Here is a 17,728-nt window from a genome sequence, read left to right as displayed (position 1 = left end):
CATTCCCGTTCGCGGAGTAAAAAATGAAAAAATTAATTAACAGCGTAGAGAGTGTGTTACAGGAACAAATTCAGGGGCTGGTTGAAGCCCATCCTGAGCTGAAATTGCATCAGGAGCCGCTTTTTATTACTCGAGCAGATGCTCCGGTGATGGGTAAAGTTGCCCTGATGTCTGGTGGTGGTAGTGGTCACGAACCGATGCACTGTGGTTTTATCGGCGAAGGCATGTTGGATGGTGCCTGCCCCGGCGAAATTTTTACCTCGCCAACCCCTGATCAAATGTATGAGTGCGGCCAAGCCATTGATGGCGGGCAGGGTGTGCTGATGTTGATTAAGAATTATACTGGCGACATTCTTAATTTTGAAACGGCCGCAGAATTGTTGCATGCCGATGGTACGGCGGTCGCAACATTAGTGATTGACGATGATGTGGCAGTTAAAGATAGCCTCTATACCGCCGGGCGGCGTGGGGTGGCGAATACTGTCATTATTGAGAAATTACTGGGTGCAGCGGCGGTTCGTGGTGACTCACTGGATGAGTGTGCCGCGCTCGGCCAGAAAATTAATAATCAGGGTCACTCTATCGGCATCGCGCTGGGCGCTTGTACCGTGCCAGCTGCGGGTAAGCCATCATTTACTCTGGCTGAAAACGAGATGGAGTTTGGTGTGGGTATTCATGGTGAACCAGGAATTGAACGGCGGCCATTTACCTCTCTAAATGACACTGTTGATGCCATGTTCCAGACCCTGATTGAGCACGGTAGCTATCAGCGCACTTTACGCCATTGGGATAGACAAGCCGGTGACTGGTGCGAGACGCGCCAAAGTAAGCAGCCACTAGCAAAAGGCGATCGGGTGATTGTGCTGGTGAATAATTTGGGTGCCACTCCGCTATCAGAGCTTTATGGTGTTTGGCATCGGTTGGCCGCCTGCTGCGCCGATTTTGGTTTGACCATTGAACGCAAGCTGATTGGTTCTTACTGTACCTCACTGGATATGCAGGGGATGTCGATCACGCTACTGAAAGTGGATGATGAGTTGTTGTCGTTGTGGGATGCGCCGGTGAATACGCCTGCCCTTCGTACTTGATACCCATCATCTTGCAAATTGCAGGTGTGTTGGCTGCACTTTGAAATCCATTGGGTATAATCAGCATTCCTTTATGTGAAAATCACTTATAAAACAACAATGTGCCTGGAGAAAACCATGGGACTCACCAAACAACAAATTGTCAGTTGGTTACAGCTTTGTGCTGAGGTTTTCAGTGAACAGCGCGATTTTCTGACGCAGTTGGATACCGAAATCGGCGACGGCGACCACGGCCTGAATATGAATCGTGGGTTTAATAAAGTGGTCGAAAAGTTACCCTCTTTTGCCGATAAAGATATTGGTTTTATCCTGAAAAATACCGGCATGACCCTGCTTTCAAGTGTCGGAGGGGCGAGTGGCCCACTGTTTGGCACCTTCTTTATCCGCGCCGCGCAAAGCACCAATGCTAAGCAGAGTCTGGATCTGGCAGCCGTGTGTCAGATGTTCAAAGATGGTGTTGAAGGGGTGGTGATGCGCGGTAAAGCTGAGCCGGGTGATAAAACCATGTGTGATGTTTGGTGGGCGGTGGTCGCGCAACTTGAGCAGGCAAATCAGCAGGGGGTGCCGCTGGTGGATGCTTTGCAGCAAACTGTTGATCGCGCTCAACAAGCACTGGCCGGGACTATCACGATGCAGGCCCGCAAGGGGCGCGCCAGCTATCTTGGCGAGCGCAGCATTGGTCATCAAGACCCAGGGGCAACATCAGCCATGCTGATGATGCAGGCGCTATGGCAGGTTGCCAGCCATTAATCTGGCGCAACCAACACCTTTATCAGGAGGAGAGATGGTCAATCTCGTTGTAGTTTCTCATAGCGCGCTGCTGGCTCAGGGTGTGGCCGAACTGGCACAGCAAATGACACAAGGGGGCTGCCAGCTAGCGGTTGCCGCCGGTGTAGACGACCTGGATCATCCGATTGGCACGGATGCCATTAAAGTGATGGAGGCCATTGAATCAGTTTATACCCCATCGGGTGTACTGGTATTGATGGATTTAGGCAGCGCTTTGCTCAGTGCAGAAACCGCACTTGAGCTACTGGCCCCCGATATCGCGCAGCACGTGGAACTCTGCGCCGCGCCACTGGTAGAAGGGACACTGGCCGCAGTGGTGGCAGCATCATCCGGCGCTTCATTGGCCGATGTTCGCGCTGAAGCCATGGGGGCGCTGGCAGCTAAGGCCGCTCAGTTAGGGGAAAATGTCGCGGAACCTGTCAGTAGCGCGGTGGCCAAATCAGCGCCCGATGCCCAGAGTGTCAGTTGGGTGGTGCGCAACCCCAATGGTTTGCATGTGCGGCCTGCGGCTAAATTGGTCGAAGTGCTGGCCCCCTTCGCCGCTGATTTACTGCTGGAGAAAAATGGGCAGTGTGTCAATCCACGTAGCCTGAATCAACTGGCTATTTTGCAAGTGCGCAAGGGCGATACCATCCGTCTGCTCGCCAGTGGTCAGCAGGCTGGTGAGGCGCTGGATGCTTTTATGCAGCTGGCTCAACAGCACTTTGGTGAGTCGGTGACCACAACCAGCGCCAGTGGATTCACTGGCGTAATGGTTCCTCGCCGAGCAATTAGCGCACCACTGCTACAGTGGCTGCCCGCGCTCCCTGTATTTATGCCGCGCACTATTAATGCTGAGCAGATTGCTCATGAACAGCAGCGTCTACATCAAGCGTTAGCGCAAACAATGGAAGATTTGCAGCAATTGATGCAGCAGGCAGAACAGCAGATAAGCACTGAGGCAGCGGCGATTTTCAATGCTCACGGGATGTTGATTGACGATGATGATTTGCATCAAGCGCTGGATGCACGTATAGCGAATCAGCTTATCTGCGCGGAATCGGCATTGCAGGATGAATTGATGGCGATGGTGGCAGATTATCTGGCACTGGATGATGAATATTTGCGTGTCCGCGAACTGGATATCCGCGATATTCTGCATCGCACACTGGGCCACCTGACGGGATTACCACCGGTTCCACTTTCAGTTGAGGGTGAAATTATACTATTAGCCGAGGAGTTGCTGCCATCCCAGATGATTGGGCTGCATCACGGGCAGGTAAAAGGCATCTGTTTAAGCAAAGGGCATATTATGTCTCATAGCGCTATTTTGGCGAAAGAGTTGGATATTCCAATGCTAGTCGGTGCTGTGGGTTGCCTTGAGGCGAGTCGTAATGGGCAAACCGCTTTATTAGATACCGCAGTTGGGATATTGAAACTCCAATAGTCCGTGAGCTCGAAATAGTCAGTTCAATAGGCAGCCCGGAATCAATCAAGGGCTGCTATTTGAGGAATGAGACATGCCAGCGGTGCCAAAATTTGGTTTTCCCATTGGTGTCGTGTTTTTATTCGTGTTGCGCCCGCCCGCCGAATATTATCTATTTCAACTTCAGATAATTGGTAAATATGATGTATCACCTCCGCCAGATTTTCTGCATCTCCGGCAATATGTCGGAATCCATCAATACCATGTTCGACTTGCTCACTTAACCCCCCGGAGTCGGCAACAACTAATAACGCCCCCTGCTCTCTGGCTAGCCAGCGCGACTCCATTGGAATTAAACCATTTGGCTCATTTTCGGCCGAAAGCACGCAAACACGGGTGTTGCGCCATTGAATAAGGCACGCCATAAGTTCTCGATCAAACGAATTTATTATTGAGGGCTGTATCCTAAGTTGGCTGGCTAATGCCAATAATTCGGGTAAAACAGGATCACTGACAATCACCGGATGAATGTCATTACCCAGATAACAACTCGCTTTGAGTAATAAATCATGGCGCTTGTAATGCACCCCTCTCCCGAGAGTTATCGCTAATGGGCGTGCTAGCGGGATCTCATGTTGTGACAGTATGTGGCTTATTTCCTGATCACTGCGTAGCCGAAACCAGGGGTCATTGATATTTATCCCAGCCGGTACTGGAATAAATGAGTGTGGATCAGCGCCGAATTGTGTCATTAAATGGCCCGCCATAAACTGGCTGATATGACCGAGTTTGATATTAGTATCGATCTTGGCCCAGTGGATGGGGAATGATTCTGCCATCAGACGTTCAGGATTCGGCAATGGCATTTCATGATTAAATGCGGTGCCATGAGAGATATAGATAATCTTTAAATTAATCTCTTCCATCGCCGCATGTAGACGCGCAATTAATGGGGTAAATGAGAAGGGAAGCTCATGGCAGAAAGCCAAAGTGATATCATAATTTGCACTGATATCTATAATTTTTGCTGCCCCTGCGGCAGAGGATGTTTGCCAGTTCTGTAAATTACCAAGAAAAGTATCACCATAGGGCCATGAGCACCCCACGCCTTTCCCTTGAGTCATATTGGGTACAGTAGAAAAAGTGCCCCCCATAGTGTGGATTTTATTTACATAGTGGGTGCGACAATTGTTATCAAAGAAAATATGATATTTGCTACAGGCAATCTCAATAAAATGAGGTTCCAGAGTGATATTATTATCAGCCAACAGATCAATAACAGCGGGCAATGCTTGAATCTGCCCTCGAATATACGATCCTACGCCCCCCACGAACAGTTGAATACCTTCAGTGGCTAAATGAATAATGCCAATTTTCAGTTTTTTGGTTTCATTCTCCGATAGCTTATTTCTCGACATAAAAACCTCATTTTTATCGGCATATGATTAATAGTTCGACCTTCCTTGCGCTATTAAATTGGTTTTTTTCTTGGATATCTTGTAATTATCAATAAACAATAAATCTAAACCACAACTTAAAAATAAGTTAATGGCATCGCTGGGCGTCTCAACAATGGGCATTCCTTTCGTATTCAACGAAGTATTCAGTAGGATAGGTATTCTAGTCTCTGCAAAAAATGACGTTATCAATTTATGGAATTTCTTATTAATCTCCTTTTTTACTGTCTGCACCCGGGCACTGCCATCGACATGGACAATTGAGGGTAAATCAAATTGGTACTGTGCTTTCACATAGGCAATAAATAACATGTAGTCACTATCATGATTCAACTCGAAATAGTCATGCATTTTTTCGTGTAAAACCGCCGGTGCAAAAGGTCGAAAATCCTCTCGGTACTTCACATTAGCATTAATATGATCTCTCATATTTGAGTTTCGGGGATCGGCCAAAATACTTCTATTGCCTAAGGCACGTGGCCCAAATTCAGACGCGCCCTGAAACCAGGCAATAACATCACCTGCAGCAATAGACTTCGCTGCAATAGTTTCAATATCATCATAATAATGGTACTCGATACTCTCTGCATGTTTCTCAAGTTCTTGTGCGACGATTATATCGCCATAGACTTTACCAAAATAGGTGGAACCTGAGTGTCTGACTCGCTCTTTTTTCAGTACCTCTAACCAACCATAATAGCAACAACCGATAGATAACCCATTGTCACCCGCCGCCGGTTGAATATAGAGATCCTCAAAATCACATCCATTAATCAGTTTCTCATTTGCTGTGGCATTTAAGGCGACACCACCGGCATAAGCAAAGTGCTTCATCGGATGAAGATGATAGTAATAATCAAATAGATAAAATAGCGCCTCCTCAAGCTTAGATTGCGCCCAATAAGCTAGATCTGAATAGTATTGGAAATTATCCTTAAAATGAGTTGGGCTGGTATTGAGCAGTGGATCTATATTCACCCACCAATCATTACGCAGTACAACTTTGCCAGCGTCGAAAAAGAAGGGTTCCCAATCAATAATATGGGGCCTGCCATAAGGGGCTAACCCCATCAATTTACCGGCACAATCCAACTCACCAAAAATATACAGCGCGATCCCTTCATAGAACTCACCAATAGAGTTCTCTATTTCCCAGGTTGAGACGGGGTAATCTCTGCGTTTTTTTCGATTAACCCAGCGAGAGAAGTCTTTGAATATGGGTTTCATTTTGCCATCTTGATAAACGTAGTAGCTACAGATCTCCCAGTAGCGGTAACGATTATTAATATGAATGTTGTTTATGCTGTCAATATTTTCAACAATGTCATTACAGTTATCTAAACTACCACCATGCCCATCAATAACTACCACACCCATATCATCAAAAGGTGATGTGCCTACCGCACTATAAGCATGTGCCAAATGATGAGAAATGGTCACAATAGGAACCATTGCGGGTAAAACTCTATTTTTTCGTTCTGCTAATTGTTCACTAAATAATGGATTGTAACAGTTTTGCTCTACTATCAGTGAGAGGTCATGATATTCAATACCCTCAGCCTCTAAACAGTATTGGATAGTTTTATTATCATTAAAGCCATCATGTTTAACTCTGGATAACCTCTCTTTCTCAATGGCAACGATAATCTCTCCATCTTTCATTAAGCAGGTTGAGCCATCATGAGATAAGGCGGTGCCGAGAATATAAATGGGTTTGCACATAATTAATACCCTTATTTATTATCGCATTAATCTAAAATATAGGCGAGTCGACGAGATAGGGCGAGTGTGGTTAACGAAGGATTAGCTGCGCCGGGACGTGGGAATGTACTCGGGCCGATAGCATATAAGTTATTTATATTATTGAATTTATGCTTTTCATTCAGTATTCCCCCAAGAGGAAGGGTGCTGCTTTCATGATTTTCTGTTCCCAGCGGGCTTATCCATGTTGCAGGGACATTATAGTTAACGTTTCTTGATGGCGAGTGAAACTCATAATAGACATCACCCATGGTTCTGGCATGGACACTAAAACCGCCGTCAAAATCTAGCGGTGCAAATGGTATCTTTATTTGTTGGCATATTTCATGCCAAAATATATTTAATTCATCTTGTTCTTTATGGATTAATATATTGTCCTCATTGGTTAAATGACATGAAATTGATAATGGAATAACGTCATAATCACTCTCAACCTTAATAAACCCATCAATCGATGGAATCTGTTCGCCCATAGCCCATACTTCTAATTCAACCCCAAAGCTTGATTGGCTAAGTGTAAAGAACAGATTAAATCGTTCACCGGACAGACTGCGACTAAAAAAGATAGTATCCGGATGCTTTTCAATTAATGCCCTGATCATAATAGGCACGGCGTGATACTCGAGTGTCACATTAAATCCTTGTACAATATGGTCAACAAGGCCGGTCATTTTCTTCTCTATCAAATGTCCTGAGTCATAAAGTGCCTGCGCGGCTAAACGTGAATTCTCAATAGTGCCTAAGGCGAGAACACACTTATCTGCTAATACGTGATGTATTTCGTTTGACTCAATATTGCGTAATTTTGCTCCAATGCAGTACCCATTTTTAATCATAATCGCGATAGCTTCATAGCCAGAAATAATGGGCGGAAGAGTGTCTGATGGCCCCGCTTCGGTCCAATAGGATAATGGTGAGTAGGCTTCCCAGCGGTCTGATGAACCCATATTACGGATGGCTTGAGGCGTGATTTCAAATTCAAAATTAGCAAATTTGAATGAGTCATCAGCATTATGACTCTTTTCTGCCCATGCCAATATTTCAGACTGTACCTGAGTATAAAGTGGTGGGCCATCTAACCAGGCTTCAGTGAGGTCACTGACAATTTGTGTTGGCCAAAATTTAAGGGCATCGGCTTCAATGGGAAGAATTACGCCATGCCAGTAAAGTGATCGGCCGCCGACTCTTCGACGTAGACAGCTCCCTTTTGAGAAATGGGGTTCACTTAATGATCGCCAGGGCCGGAAAGCATACTTATCTGACTCCTCATTTTTCCAAAACTCATCAGCATACTGATATTCGTCACCGACATTTATATGGCGACAATCACCTGTTGGCCCTACGTCAATAACAACAATGTTTTTAACTGATCGAAGATTTAAGTGCTTGGCCAATTCTAAACCTGACATCCCGGCACCCAGGATTAAAACGTTTATCTCAGAGGAGAGGTCATTTTCATTATTGAGAGTATGGCTATCTATAATATTCATTGTTTGTCCTTTAATAGTCCGAGTTTCCGGGAGATATCATTGTTAATTTAGCGACATAACCTTACTGCAATTGATGTATAAATCTTTCCCAGGGGGCTTGAGGGAATTTTTCTTGAACAAGCTGCTGATTGTTGGCTAATAATTTTTTAATCTTCTCTTCTCCAGTTGCATGCTGGTGCATCCACTCGCACAACTGTTGTGCGGCATCCTTTGGGTGATTTGGCATCACTTTTATATGTTGATATCCAGCCCCATAGAACTCGGTGAAAGCAGAATAGTGGGTTACTGCGCAGGGGAGTTCGGCAATAGCTGCAAGAGCCGGGCCTAAACCGACGCTTTCGACATTTTCTACATTAGGGGTAAATAAAACCGCCCCAGACAAAGCATGGCAAATTGTCAGTAAGTCTATTTCATCTAAATACCACTTATTATCGCTGTCTTTATAAGTTTGCAATGGGACTTCATCTAAGAAGATAATATCATCCTCTAGATTGAGGTGCTCTACCTGTGCTATTAACTCTGATGCATACTCAGGATCTTCATTCACATTGCCGAATATCAGTAACTTTGGGGTACATAGTTTTTTCTCTTGATAAATATTAATTAGTTCACTAAATACACTTATTGATATTTCGATCCCTTTAACTCTAAATACTCGAACAGGGACTATAATAATAGTTGAACCTGCCAATATATTATGTTGGCTTAAAAACGCGATATGTTCTTCTTTGAGGCCAGATAGCTCAATCGTTGGTAATATGTTTGGGATGACATCTGGCTTAATATTTGTTGGGTAGCAACTACACTCATTTGCCAGTGCTTCAGAGGCGACTATCCATTTAGTATAAGCATTATTTTGTGGTATTGGTGTCAATGGATTTGGCTCTTTCGGGTATAATCTCTCTTCATTTTCATAAATGGCATAACTATTGAAGAGGTCATGATCCCAGAAAATAATACCGCCGTTATCTTTTCTATCCCAATACTTTTTTGCGGCGTTATGGAGCGCAAGGCTAACAGGGGCAGCATCAGAAAGTGTTATATTTAAGCAGAACACCCAATCAACCGCATTATTTTCAAACCAATTAATAAAGTAATCTTCATAGACTTCAGAAATTGAAGCCATCTCCTGCTTAACATCGTTAATTTCTGTAGTTGTTAATGACTCATATTTTGCAATTTTACTTCTGATACGAGAAAAACCATCGCCATAAGTATTATTACAGGTTGAATATTGATGGATATAACTCACTTTCATCCATGTTGGATAATGAGATCTTTCACTGCCAGCAGGGAAAAAGCATTTTTTGTCTGGCCGCCAGGAAAACCCTAAATCCGCGGGTATTTCATTAATGATAATATTATTTCTCATCGCAATTTCTGCTACATTCCTAAATATGGTTAGTAGCCCACTGGTCGGAAGCCCATCTCCTGATATAACCGCCCACTTCATTTTCTTCATTATCTATCTCCTAAGGTTAACTGTCTAATTCAATTAATTTCCTGGATAAGATATTAATTAATAGCAAAATAAATAAGCAGCCAATAAATATAGCAATTAATGCGAATCTTAATGATGTTATGTCCGCCAATATACCGAGTATTGGCGGGGTAATCAGTAGACCAATCCTTGATGTCCAGGTGGCAAAGGTGATCCCGTTAGTGGCATTGATATTAGGCAGTTGGCCAATAAATGAAATAACTAATGGAAAGACAACTGAAATTCCCAATCCTATTAATGAGAAACCTAATATTGTGAAAGGGGATGAATAAATAGTTACTACAGTTATTACACCTAATGCAGCGATGATAACGCCACACTTTAATGTGTTCATCTTACCGAACTTGTTGGTGAAATAGTCACCAAAGATACGACCAATAGCCATGCATATTTGACAACCTAAATAGGGCAAGCCGGAAATAGCCGGAGAGGCCTCATAATACTCCTTCATGTAGATTGCACCCCAGATACTGGCTGTTTCCTCTATACCACATGTGAATACAAGTAAAATTAATGCAATAACATATAGTTGGTTCTCTGAATAACTTATTTTTTGCTTATGACTTCCTTGACTAAAAACTTCACCTTGTGGTTTTACGCCTCGAAAAAATATAATGTAAGTCGTTAGCATGGTTAAATTTATACAAAATATGGTCAGGCTAAATTGTGCCATTGAAAGGCCAACACCAATAGCAGTTACGGCGATGACTCCTCCCCAAATTGTGCCAATACTGCCGACACCATGAAACCGATTAATGAGGCTCTGACCTGATGATTTTTGTACATTAATAGCCTGCACATTGATGCAGGTATCTCCCCAAGAGTCAGAAATACCAAATAAAAAAAGTGTTAGAATTATGCCATACCATGATGATGAAAAAGGGACTATTGATATACAAATTATGAGAAATAAAAAAGTTATATTTGTCGCCCAATATAAGCCAATGAAGTTTATAAATCTGTTAGAGAGCAAACCAAAAGTAATCGAACCTGCTGGAATTGCTGAAACCATGATCCCAACCATAGAGTTACTTAGCTCAAAACGCTCTTTTATTTCAGGCAGCCAAGGTACTAAGCTGGCGTATACCGCCCCATGAATAAAAAATAGGAGTGATAATATTATGCTTTTCTTTTTTTGCTGACTTTCAATATTCATTAATTTAATTTCGAATAATGTTATATTCACTATATACAGTTGAAATCAAAACCGAGTATGTTTCGGTAACCTATTTTCATTGAGGGTTCTTTTAGCGTTATCGGCGTGACTTTGTGCCAAATCGTCGAGTTATTATCAATATGGAATAAACCTTCACCCGGTTCTAATGTATGTGACTTAATAAATTCCTGTTTTTCAGCACAGTAGAGTTGACTTGTGCCGCCCTCAATATTGTATTTATCAATAACTAATGCTGATACGATATAGTCGCTTCCATCCTGATGTAAACCTTCAGGGGAATTGCAAACTGAAGGTGTTGAGTCATCAATCTGTAAAGATATTTGATGACAGGTAACTTCAATTTTTGTTGGTTTTTTATGAGGTTCACATTCACACAAAATCTCCACGAAATTTTTAATTAGTGCTTTTAATGTGGGGGAGCGACGGGTTGCCAGTGCCATGGGGGGGAATTTACGGATTAATTGCCTTAGATCTAAGGGATGATCAGCTCGTTGAGTGAAACCGACTAATTCGGGTAATTCAATATTATTTACCACCCATCGTTCATTAATATACTCAGCAATAAATCGGCTTATGCTCCTTTTTCTAAAGGGCTTATAGGCGTAAAAAATATTTTTCGCTTCATCTGTTAGCATTGATATTAAGTTTTGAATGTTTTTCGGTGCTAATTCATCATCAAGGTAGTGCTGTGCCTCTTGTAAAATGATTGCTTTATCATCAAAGTGTAGGTCTATTAATAGTTTTAATTGAGATATTTTTATATCATTTACATCCCAGGTTAATAATTTGAATGGCATCTCTTGCTTGATTGAATCTATATTTATTTCAAATTCATTTGTGTTGAATTTAATTATTTTATATTTTAAGTCCATGGCAAGCATATCCTAGTTAAATAGGGTGTTATTTATATTCTAGATTGGTAAATGTAATCCACTAAAATAGAATGTATTAAATTATATGTCTTTGCTTATATGTTTGGACTGTTTTTTATTTATATTGTTTATATCTCAAAGATCTCTTTTCAGCAAGTATTTATAATTGTATATTTTTTAGAATATTAAGATAATTATGTTTGGCAGATGATATTTTATTTGATGATGCTGGTTCTATTTATAACAGAGGTTAACTGCATGATAAAAATAAGCAAGATTAGAAAGTGAGATGATCTATTTTGCCGATGATTTTCTCCGGCAGAGGAGGTGGGGTTATTTAGCTGAGGGCGACTCACTCCCCTTAAATTGCTGGATATCTATCTGATGGAGTTTAATTTTTCGCCATAATGTGGTGCGGCTTATGCCTAATAAACTCGCCATTTCATTGAGTTGACCTTGGCATACCAGCGCGGCACGAATAATGGCCTGTCTTTCTAATTCTTGCAGTGATAATACTGGCTGAGGTTGTGGCATATCGGGTTCCAATACCAGTTTTTCCCCCAGTAAGTGCTCCGGCAAGTCATTGAGATTAATTCGGTTGTTGTGACAGGCCATGGCTGCCCGCTCAACCACACTTTTCAGTTCTTGATCATTGCCCGGCCATGGGTATTGGCAGAGCTGGCGGATGACACTGTCATCAGGCTGATATTGGCAGTGGAAATGCTGCCCAAGGCTCGCCAGCGTATGCTGGACTAGCAGTGGAATATCCTGTTGGCGCTGGCGCAGGGGGGGAATATGTAACTCAAAAGCCTGCAGGGTGTAAAATAGCTGGCGGCGAAAGCGGCCTTGCTTGACCAGTAGTGGCAGGTCTGCGCCAGTGGCGGTAATAATTCGGACATCTACCGGGATAACACGATTGGAGTTGATCCGCATCACCATGCCGGTTTTGACGATTTGTAGCAGTGCGGACTGCATTTCGGGCGACAGATACTCGACTTGCTCCAGATACAGAGTGCCGCTATTCGCCAGTTCAAACTTGCTGGGCTGGCCGGACTCACCTTCACTGGCATCACTGCCGAGAAACTCGCGCGCCATTAAATTTTGCGGCAATGCCTGACAATTCAGCACGATATAAGGGCCTTCGGCTTGATTGCTGGCATTATGAATCGCCTGCCCCAACTGCTGTTTGCCCACCCCCTCCTCTCCGTGCAGTAAAATCGGGTGATGGCCTTTGGCGGCCTGCTTGCCATAGCGCACTAAACGGCGCATTTCCAGCGACGCGACTGGCATATGATCAAACGTATAACTGGCCCGCCCTAATTGGCTGGAAACCATGCGCCGCAGCAATTCTTGTGGGTGCAACAAGGCAATATAGCCGCAGCGATCGCCATCAGGAATGGGCTTGAGGGTCAACAGCGCCGGAATAAACTGCTGCTGATTTTCAAAGGTCACCTCCACATGGCTGAGGGGGTGACGCTGCAAAATAGCCTGGGTCAGCAGGGCGGGGAGGGTAAGCAGATCTGTGACCGGTTTGCCGAGACTGCTGGTTTCATCAAGCTGCAAAATCGCGGCAGCGCGGTGGTTGAGATAGAGCAGGTAACCGCGCTGATCCCATGCCATGACCCCATCCTCAACCCCATCTAGCAGGGCATTTAGCTCATTCAGATGGCGGTTGGTCTCTGCCAGTAAGGTGTCGGCATGGAGATAATTGCCAATTTCGCGGGCGATCGCCAATGTGAGCGGTAGATCACTGGCGGCGTTATCGGCCAGCAAGCTCCCCAAAACAATGACCGCGCGTTGGCGGCCGCTGTTGTCATACACCGGAGTGGCACAAAAACGCCACGGGTGCAGTGCTTGCTTAAAATGTTGCTGCCCACTGACTTGAATCGGATGCCCTTCAGCTATTGCCAGTGCGGGTGCATTGGTGCCGATTAATCCTTCAGTCCAATAGCTGCCACAATCAATGCCCAACTCTTTTAACTGATTTAGGGTCTGCGGATGGCCGCATTGCCACAGGGTGCAGCCACTTTCATCGAGAATGAATAGTACACAGTGGCGTGACTCCATGTACTCATAAGCATCTTCCAGTGCGGCCTGACCTAACACTAATAAGTCATTTTTGCGCTGACAAATTGATTGAAAGGTGGCCCCGGCCGCACGGTGAGGCGCCCGCCATTGCTCGGTTTGCATCAGTTTTTGGCAGCGCTGCCAGGAGCCAATCAGTGCCGGTGTATCAACCGGCTCAGTGTGGCTCATTCAGCGCCTTAGAACCCGGATGCCGCCAATGGATCTGGCCCGGCAGAATCAGCTGATTTTGCGCCAGTGGTGTTTCGGCAATTAAGGCGGTGATCATTTCAAAGCTATGGCGCGCCAGCCCTTGGCAGTCCTGGGCGATGGTGTCTATTTTCAACGGCAGACAGTCGAACAGATAGTGATCGTCAAAGCTGCAAAGATGAATATCGCTGTCCATGAGTTGATGCTGATTGAGATAGCGCAGCACCCCTTCCAGCAGACCACAGGCCGCAGTAAATACCGCTTTGGGTGGGCGACCTAATTGCGCGCAGAGCTGGGCTATCATCTCATAGCCAGAACTGGGCAGATAATGACCGCTGAGTATCCACTCCGCTCGGCATTCGACCCCGGCGTGTTGCAGCCCTTGCTGAAAACCGGCTAAACGATCGCGGGTCGGCGAGATACGTGGCTGGCCGCCAAGAAAGTAAAATTCATCAGGATGTTGGCGAGCCACATTTTCAACCAATGCGCTCGTGGAGGCCACTGAGTCGGTGATCACTAGCGGCAAATCCGACTCACCAATCAATCGATCCATCTGCACCACCGGCAGGCGGGCATTGATCTTTTGGTATTCGCTATCATTAAGCTGGCTAGAGGCGACAATCAGGCCATCCACTTGACGTTGTACCAGACTGTTCACCGCCATCATCTCCTGAGCGGGATTCTCATCGCTACAGGCGATCAGCAGCTGTAAACCGGCCTCGCGGCAGAGCATCTCCAATTCACGGGAGATCAGAGCAAAGCCGTGGTTGGTCATCTCTGGCACCACCAGCCCGATGGTGTGGCTGCGGGTTGACCGCAGCGAACGGGCATGGAAGCTCGGCTGGTAGTGATGCTCACTGGCGAGGGCAATGATACGATCCCGCGTCTCATCCGAAACACGATACTCCTTGCTGCGCCCATTGAGCACCAGACTGGTGGTCGATTTCGACACACCCGCCAGCTTGGCAATATCATTGATGGTGATGCGTTTCTTGTTTTTTAACAGGTTATCGTTTTTCACTGAGTGAATCTGTCGCCTTGAAAGATAACTCATTCTAACATGGGCGAAGACAACAACCAGTGCCGCAGACACAGTTCGGCATTTCCGTTGAAGATAGCCATCGGTTCTTCTGTCGGGAAGTAGCATGAGGTCATGACCGCCTCCCCCTGATTGATAAAGATCTCGATGCTGCAACGATCGCAAAGCAGCTGTAACTGCTGCAACTGACCGCGCCAGTAGCGGAACTCTGGCAATCCGCTGCGCAGATTATGGCGGCTCAGGGTGATGCGTTCACCATCCCAGGTCAGCATCAGGGCATTGCCCAATTCGAGGACAAATGGCGCACTGATGTCGACGATGATCTCAGCGCTACTGATAGGCAGTGCCGGTGCATCCTGCGCGCGGCCTTGCCACTGGTGATGCTCGCCGCGTAGGGCCGTTAATTCGCGCGCGGGCTGCTGAATCAATTTATCGCCGTTCAAACTCAACTCGCGCGGGCAGGTCATGATATGAATCCAGCCATAAGCGGTAGTCGGCTGGAACAGCTCATCTTCATCAGGCATCCCCATCCAGCCGAAAAGCAGGCGGCGACCATCTGCGGCCAGTGTGGTCTGTGGCGCGTAGAATTCAAAACCAGCATCCATTTCACGGAAATCCTGATGGCCAAGCACAGCATTGGCATAATCCAATTTGCCCAGCAAATAGCCCGCCTGGAAGGTATTACGATAACGTTCAGCTTCGGCGGGTATCCCTTGCGGGCAGAACATCAAGATATCCTGCGCCCCCAAGGTGAACAGGTCTGGGCACTCCCACATATAGCCGAATGGCCCCAAACCACCCAGCCCGGAACCGGCGATCTCACCCAAATTTTGCCATTCATGCAGATCAGCGGAGCGCCACAGCAGGACTTTACCTTGCAGTTGCTTATCCTGCGCGCCCAGAACCATGTACCACTGGCCGTTGTGCTGCCACACTTTTGGATCGCGCACATGGCCGGTATAGCCCGCAGGTAGCGGGAGCACTGGCCCCAGTTTGTCGAATTCGCCCTGTGCATTCTCCTGCGCCAGACATTGGAAAGCGGTGCGGGAGCCATCGGGATACTTCACATTACCGGTGTAAATTAGGGTGATAAGGTCATCAACGATCACTGCCGAGCCAGAGTAGCAGCCGTGACTTTCGTACTCCTCACTAGGAACTAACGCCACCGGTTGATGCTCCCAATGAACCAGATCAGGGCTGCGCCAGTGGCCCCAAAACTTGTTGCCGTGGCGGCAATCTAATGGATTCCACTGATAGAACAGATGATAATAACCAGCGTGATAAATGAATCCATTGGGATCATTCAGCAATCCGACACTGGGGGCCAGATGCCAGCCGGGGCGGTGCGGGTCTTGCGATGCGCGACACTGACCGCGCATCACTGCCAGCGTAAGCTGTTTGAGTAAACTGGCTTCTTGCATTATTCGCTGTCCGTTTTGTATTTAAGTAGCAGAGAAATAATAAATGCCGCACCAAAGGCAATCACCAATCCAATCAGATAGTTAATGATTGAGTTGCCCTGCACGATGGCGATGCCGGGAATACCGGTTAAGCCCACCGCACTCATATTGACATGGTTGGCCACCACCCATGCACCACCTAAAGCACCGCCGGCCAGTGCCGCCAGGAAGGGTTTGATAAAGCGCAGGTTAATCCCGAAAATTGCCGCTTCGGTAATCCCCAACATGGCAGAAAAAGCGGATGGAATAGCAATGGCCTTAATTTTGGCATCACGGGTTTTAAAGTAAACCGCCAAGCAGGCTCCCCCTTGTGCGACGTTCGCCATTGACCAAATCGGCAGCAGGAAGTTAACGCCGATATTGGGATTACCCAACAAGCCCGCTTCGATAGCATGGAAACTATGGTGGATACCGGTTATCACAATCACTGAATATAGCCCGCCAAACAGCAATCCGGCTAGCCAACCGGCATGGGTAATCAGGGTGCTGAGCACCAGCGAGATCCCATCACCCAGTACGCGTCCGGCAGGGCCGATAAACAGCAGCGCGACAAAACCGGTAATAATGACCGTCAGGAATGGCGTGAGGATCAAATCCAGCGCATCTGGGATCACTTTGCGCAGGCGCTTTTCCAGTAGGCTCATAAACCACACGGCCAGTAGCACCGGGAACACCGTGCCCTGATAGCCAATCATCGCCACCTCCATACCAAAGAAATTCATAGTATGGAAACCACCTGCAACGCCCCAGGCATTGGTCAGCGCCGGATGCGTTAGAATGCCGCCTAACGTCGCCCCCAAATAGGGGTTACCGCCAAACTCTTTAGCCGCGGTGAAACCAATCAAAATCGGCAAAATAATAAACGCGGCGGAGCTGAACATATCCAGCATGATAAAGAGTGCGCTATTGGCATCAGCCCAGCCATAGGTTTTCACCATGCCGAGTAGGCCCATTAGCAGACCAGAGGCGACAATTGCGGGGATGATTGGGACAAAAATGTTGGATAACAAACGCGCAATGCGCTGGAATGGATTCAGTTTGCGGGCCGCGGCATCGGCGGCTTCTGATTTACTGGATTCGTTGATCCCCGCGACTTGGATAAACTCGGCATAGACTTTATTGACCAGCCCAGTACCGAAAATGACCTGCAATTGCCCGGCATTACTGAAGCAGCCTTTAACGCCATCGAGTTTTTCCACCGCCGATTTCTGCACCAGTGAGTCATCTGCCAGCACCAAACGCAGGCGAGTAGCACAGTGCGCAGCACTGACAATATTCTCTTTACCGCCAAGCAACGGGAGCAGAGCCTTTACGGTCTCATTAATATTCATTATATCCCTCGCATATTCATTCCGCTTTCTACCTGTCGTAGGCGGATTGTTGTCAAATAAGTTTCCCGCTGTGGCGGCCTATCC

The 17,728-nt window shown here is 46.2% G+C and carries 13 protein-coding genes; 3 read left to right on the top strand and 10 right to left on the bottom strand.

The features are described 5' to 3' along the window. Window positions 1–23: 23 nt before the first annotated feature. The 3 genes from dhaK to dhaM all read left to right on the top strand — a co-directional run bounded on the left by dhaK (window position 24) and on the right by dhaM (window position 3,303). Window positions 24–1,088, top strand: coding sequence for a dihydroxyacetone kinase subunit DhaK (gene dhaK / locus FFE93_RS18295; protein ID WP_049599905.1), 1,065 nt, complete (start codon window positions 24–26; stop codon window positions 1,086–1,088). A 117-nt stretch (window positions 1,089–1,205) separates the two neighbouring features. Further along, a complete protein-coding gene (gene dhaL / locus FFE93_RS18290) occupies window positions 1,206–1,838 on the top strand; it encodes a dihydroxyacetone kinase subunit DhaL (RefSeq protein WP_049599902.1) in 633 nt (210 codons plus the stop codon). Window positions 1,839–1,872: 34 nt separating this feature from the next. Beyond that, window positions 1,873–3,303 carry a dihydroxyacetone kinase phosphoryl donor subunit DhaM gene (gene dhaM / locus FFE93_RS18285; protein WP_005270836.1) on the top strand — a complete coding sequence of 477 codons (1,431 nt, stop codon included), beginning with the start codon at window positions 1,873–1,875 and terminating at the stop codon, window positions 3,301–3,303. 41 nt (window positions 3,304–3,344) lie between these two features. Here dhaM and FFE93_RS18280 read toward each other — a convergent pair whose 3' ends face one another. The 10 genes from FFE93_RS18280 to FFE93_RS18235 form a co-directional block, all read right to left on the bottom strand. Continuing rightward, a complete protein-coding gene (locus tag FFE93_RS18280; protein WP_005270833.1) occupies window positions 3,345–4,700 on the bottom strand; it encodes a glycosyltransferase family 4 protein in 1,356 nt (451 codons plus the stop codon). Window positions 4,701–4,727: 27 nt separating this feature from the next. Further along, window positions 4,728–6,461: a carbamoyltransferase gene (locus tag FFE93_RS18275; RefSeq protein WP_005270829.1), complete on the bottom strand. Its 1,734-nt coding sequence runs from the start codon at window positions 6,459–6,461 to the stop codon at window positions 4,728–4,730. 26 nt (window positions 6,462–6,487) lie between these two features. After that, window positions 6,488–7,990, bottom strand: coding sequence for a GMC oxidoreductase (locus tag FFE93_RS18270; RefSeq protein WP_049599893.1), 1,503 nt, complete (start codon window positions 7,988–7,990; stop codon window positions 6,488–6,490). A 61-nt stretch (window positions 7,991–8,051) separates the two neighbouring features. Further along, entirely contained in the window at window positions 8,052–9,452 is a 1,401-nt protein-coding gene (locus tag FFE93_RS18265; protein ID WP_138775710.1) for a glycosyltransferase family 4 protein, read from the bottom strand. Window positions 9,453–9,468: 16 nt separating this feature from the next. Then, on the bottom strand, window positions 9,469–10,647 hold the full coding sequence (locus FFE93_RS18260) for an MFS transporter (protein WP_054872339.1): 1,179 nt from the start codon (window positions 10,645–10,647) through the stop codon (window positions 9,469–9,471). 29 nt (window positions 10,648–10,676) lie between these two features. Continuing rightward, window positions 10,677–11,540 (bottom strand): 2OG-Fe dioxygenase family protein, encoded by an 864-nt coding sequence (locus FFE93_RS18255; protein WP_032896398.1) that lies wholly within the window; start codon window positions 11,538–11,540, stop codon window positions 10,677–10,679. A 333-nt stretch (window positions 11,541–11,873) separates the two neighbouring features. Next, complete coding sequence (gene dhaR / locus FFE93_RS18250) at window positions 11,874–13,796, bottom strand: dihydroxyacetone kinase operon transcriptional regulator DhaR (protein WP_138775708.1); 1,923 nt, start codon at window positions 13,794–13,796, stop codon at window positions 11,874–11,876. Beyond that, window positions 13,783–14,868 (bottom strand): substrate-binding domain-containing protein, encoded by a 1,086-nt coding sequence (locus FFE93_RS18245; protein WP_049599887.1) that lies wholly within the window; start codon window positions 14,866–14,868, stop codon window positions 13,783–13,785. Before FFE93_RS18245 ends, dhaR begins: the two co-directional genes overlap by 14 nt. Beyond that, on the bottom strand, window positions 14,865–16,274 hold the full coding sequence (locus tag FFE93_RS18240) for a glycoside hydrolase family 32 protein (RefSeq protein ID WP_005270818.1): 1,410 nt from the start codon (window positions 16,272–16,274) through the stop codon (window positions 14,865–14,867). The genes FFE93_RS18245 and FFE93_RS18240 overlap by 4 nt, the downstream gene beginning before the upstream one ends. Next, window positions 16,274–17,644 (bottom strand): sucrose-specific PTS transporter subunit IIBC, encoded by a 1,371-nt coding sequence (locus tag FFE93_RS18235; protein WP_057648630.1) that lies wholly within the window; start codon window positions 17,642–17,644, stop codon window positions 16,274–16,276. The genes FFE93_RS18240 and FFE93_RS18235 overlap by 1 nt, the downstream gene beginning before the upstream one ends. Window positions 17,645–17,728: the final 84 nt, after the last annotated feature.

Origin of the sequence: Yersinia sp. KBS0713, assembly GCF_005937895.2 — a bacterium.
Taxonomy (GTDB): Bacteria; Pseudomonadota; Gammaproteobacteria; order Enterobacterales; family Enterobacteriaceae; genus Yersinia; species Yersinia bercovieri.
The sequence above is the reverse complement of the archived record's forward strand: the minus strand, read 5'-3'. Positions and strand labels throughout refer to the sequence as shown.

Bases quoted from the DNA above. Each gene is read 5' to 3' on its own strand.
- dhaK (WP_049599905.1), top strand. From the start codon at position 24: ATGAAAAAATTAATTAACAGCGTAGAGAGTGTGTTACAGGAACAAATT.
- dhaL (WP_049599902.1), top strand. From the start codon at position 1,206: ATGGGACTCACCAAACAACAAATTGTCAGTTGGTTACAGCTTTGTGCT.
- dhaM (WP_005270836.1), top strand. From the start codon at position 1,873: ATGGTCAATCTCGTTGTAGTTTCTCATAGCGCGCTGCTGGCTCAGGGT.
- FFE93_RS18280 (WP_005270833.1), bottom strand. From the start codon at position 4,700: ATGTCGAGAAATAAGCTATCGGAGAATGAAACCAAAAAACTGAAAATT.
- FFE93_RS18275 (WP_005270829.1), bottom strand. From the start codon at position 6,461: ATGTGCAAACCCATTTATATTCTCGGCACCGCCTTATCTCATGATGGC.
- FFE93_RS18270 (WP_049599893.1), bottom strand. From the start codon at position 7,990: ATGAATATTATAGATAGCCATACTCTCAATAATGAAAATGACCTCTCC.
- FFE93_RS18265 (WP_138775710.1), bottom strand. From the start codon at position 9,452: ATGAAGAAAATGAAGTGGGCGGTTATATCAGGAGATGGGCTTCCGACC.
- FFE93_RS18260 (WP_054872339.1), bottom strand. From the start codon at position 10,647: ATGAATATTGAAAGTCAGCAAAAAAAGAAAAGCATAATATTATCACTC.
- FFE93_RS18255 (WP_032896398.1), bottom strand. From the start codon at position 11,540: ATGGACTTAAAATATAAAATAATTAAATTCAACACAAATGAATTTGAA.
- dhaR (WP_138775708.1), bottom strand. From the start codon at position 13,796: ATGAGCCACACTGAGCCGGTTGATACACCGGCACTGATTGGCTCCTGG.
- FFE93_RS18245 (WP_049599887.1), bottom strand. From the start codon at position 14,868: ATGAGTTATCTTTCAAGGCGACAGATTCACTCAGTGAAAAACGATAAC.
- FFE93_RS18240 (WP_005270818.1), bottom strand. From the start codon at position 16,274: ATGCAAGAAGCCAGTTTACTCAAACAGCTTACGCTGGCAGTGATGCGC.
- FFE93_RS18235 (WP_057648630.1), bottom strand. From the start codon at position 17,644: ATGAATATTAATGAGACCGTAAAGGCTCTGCTCCCGTTGCTTGGCGGT.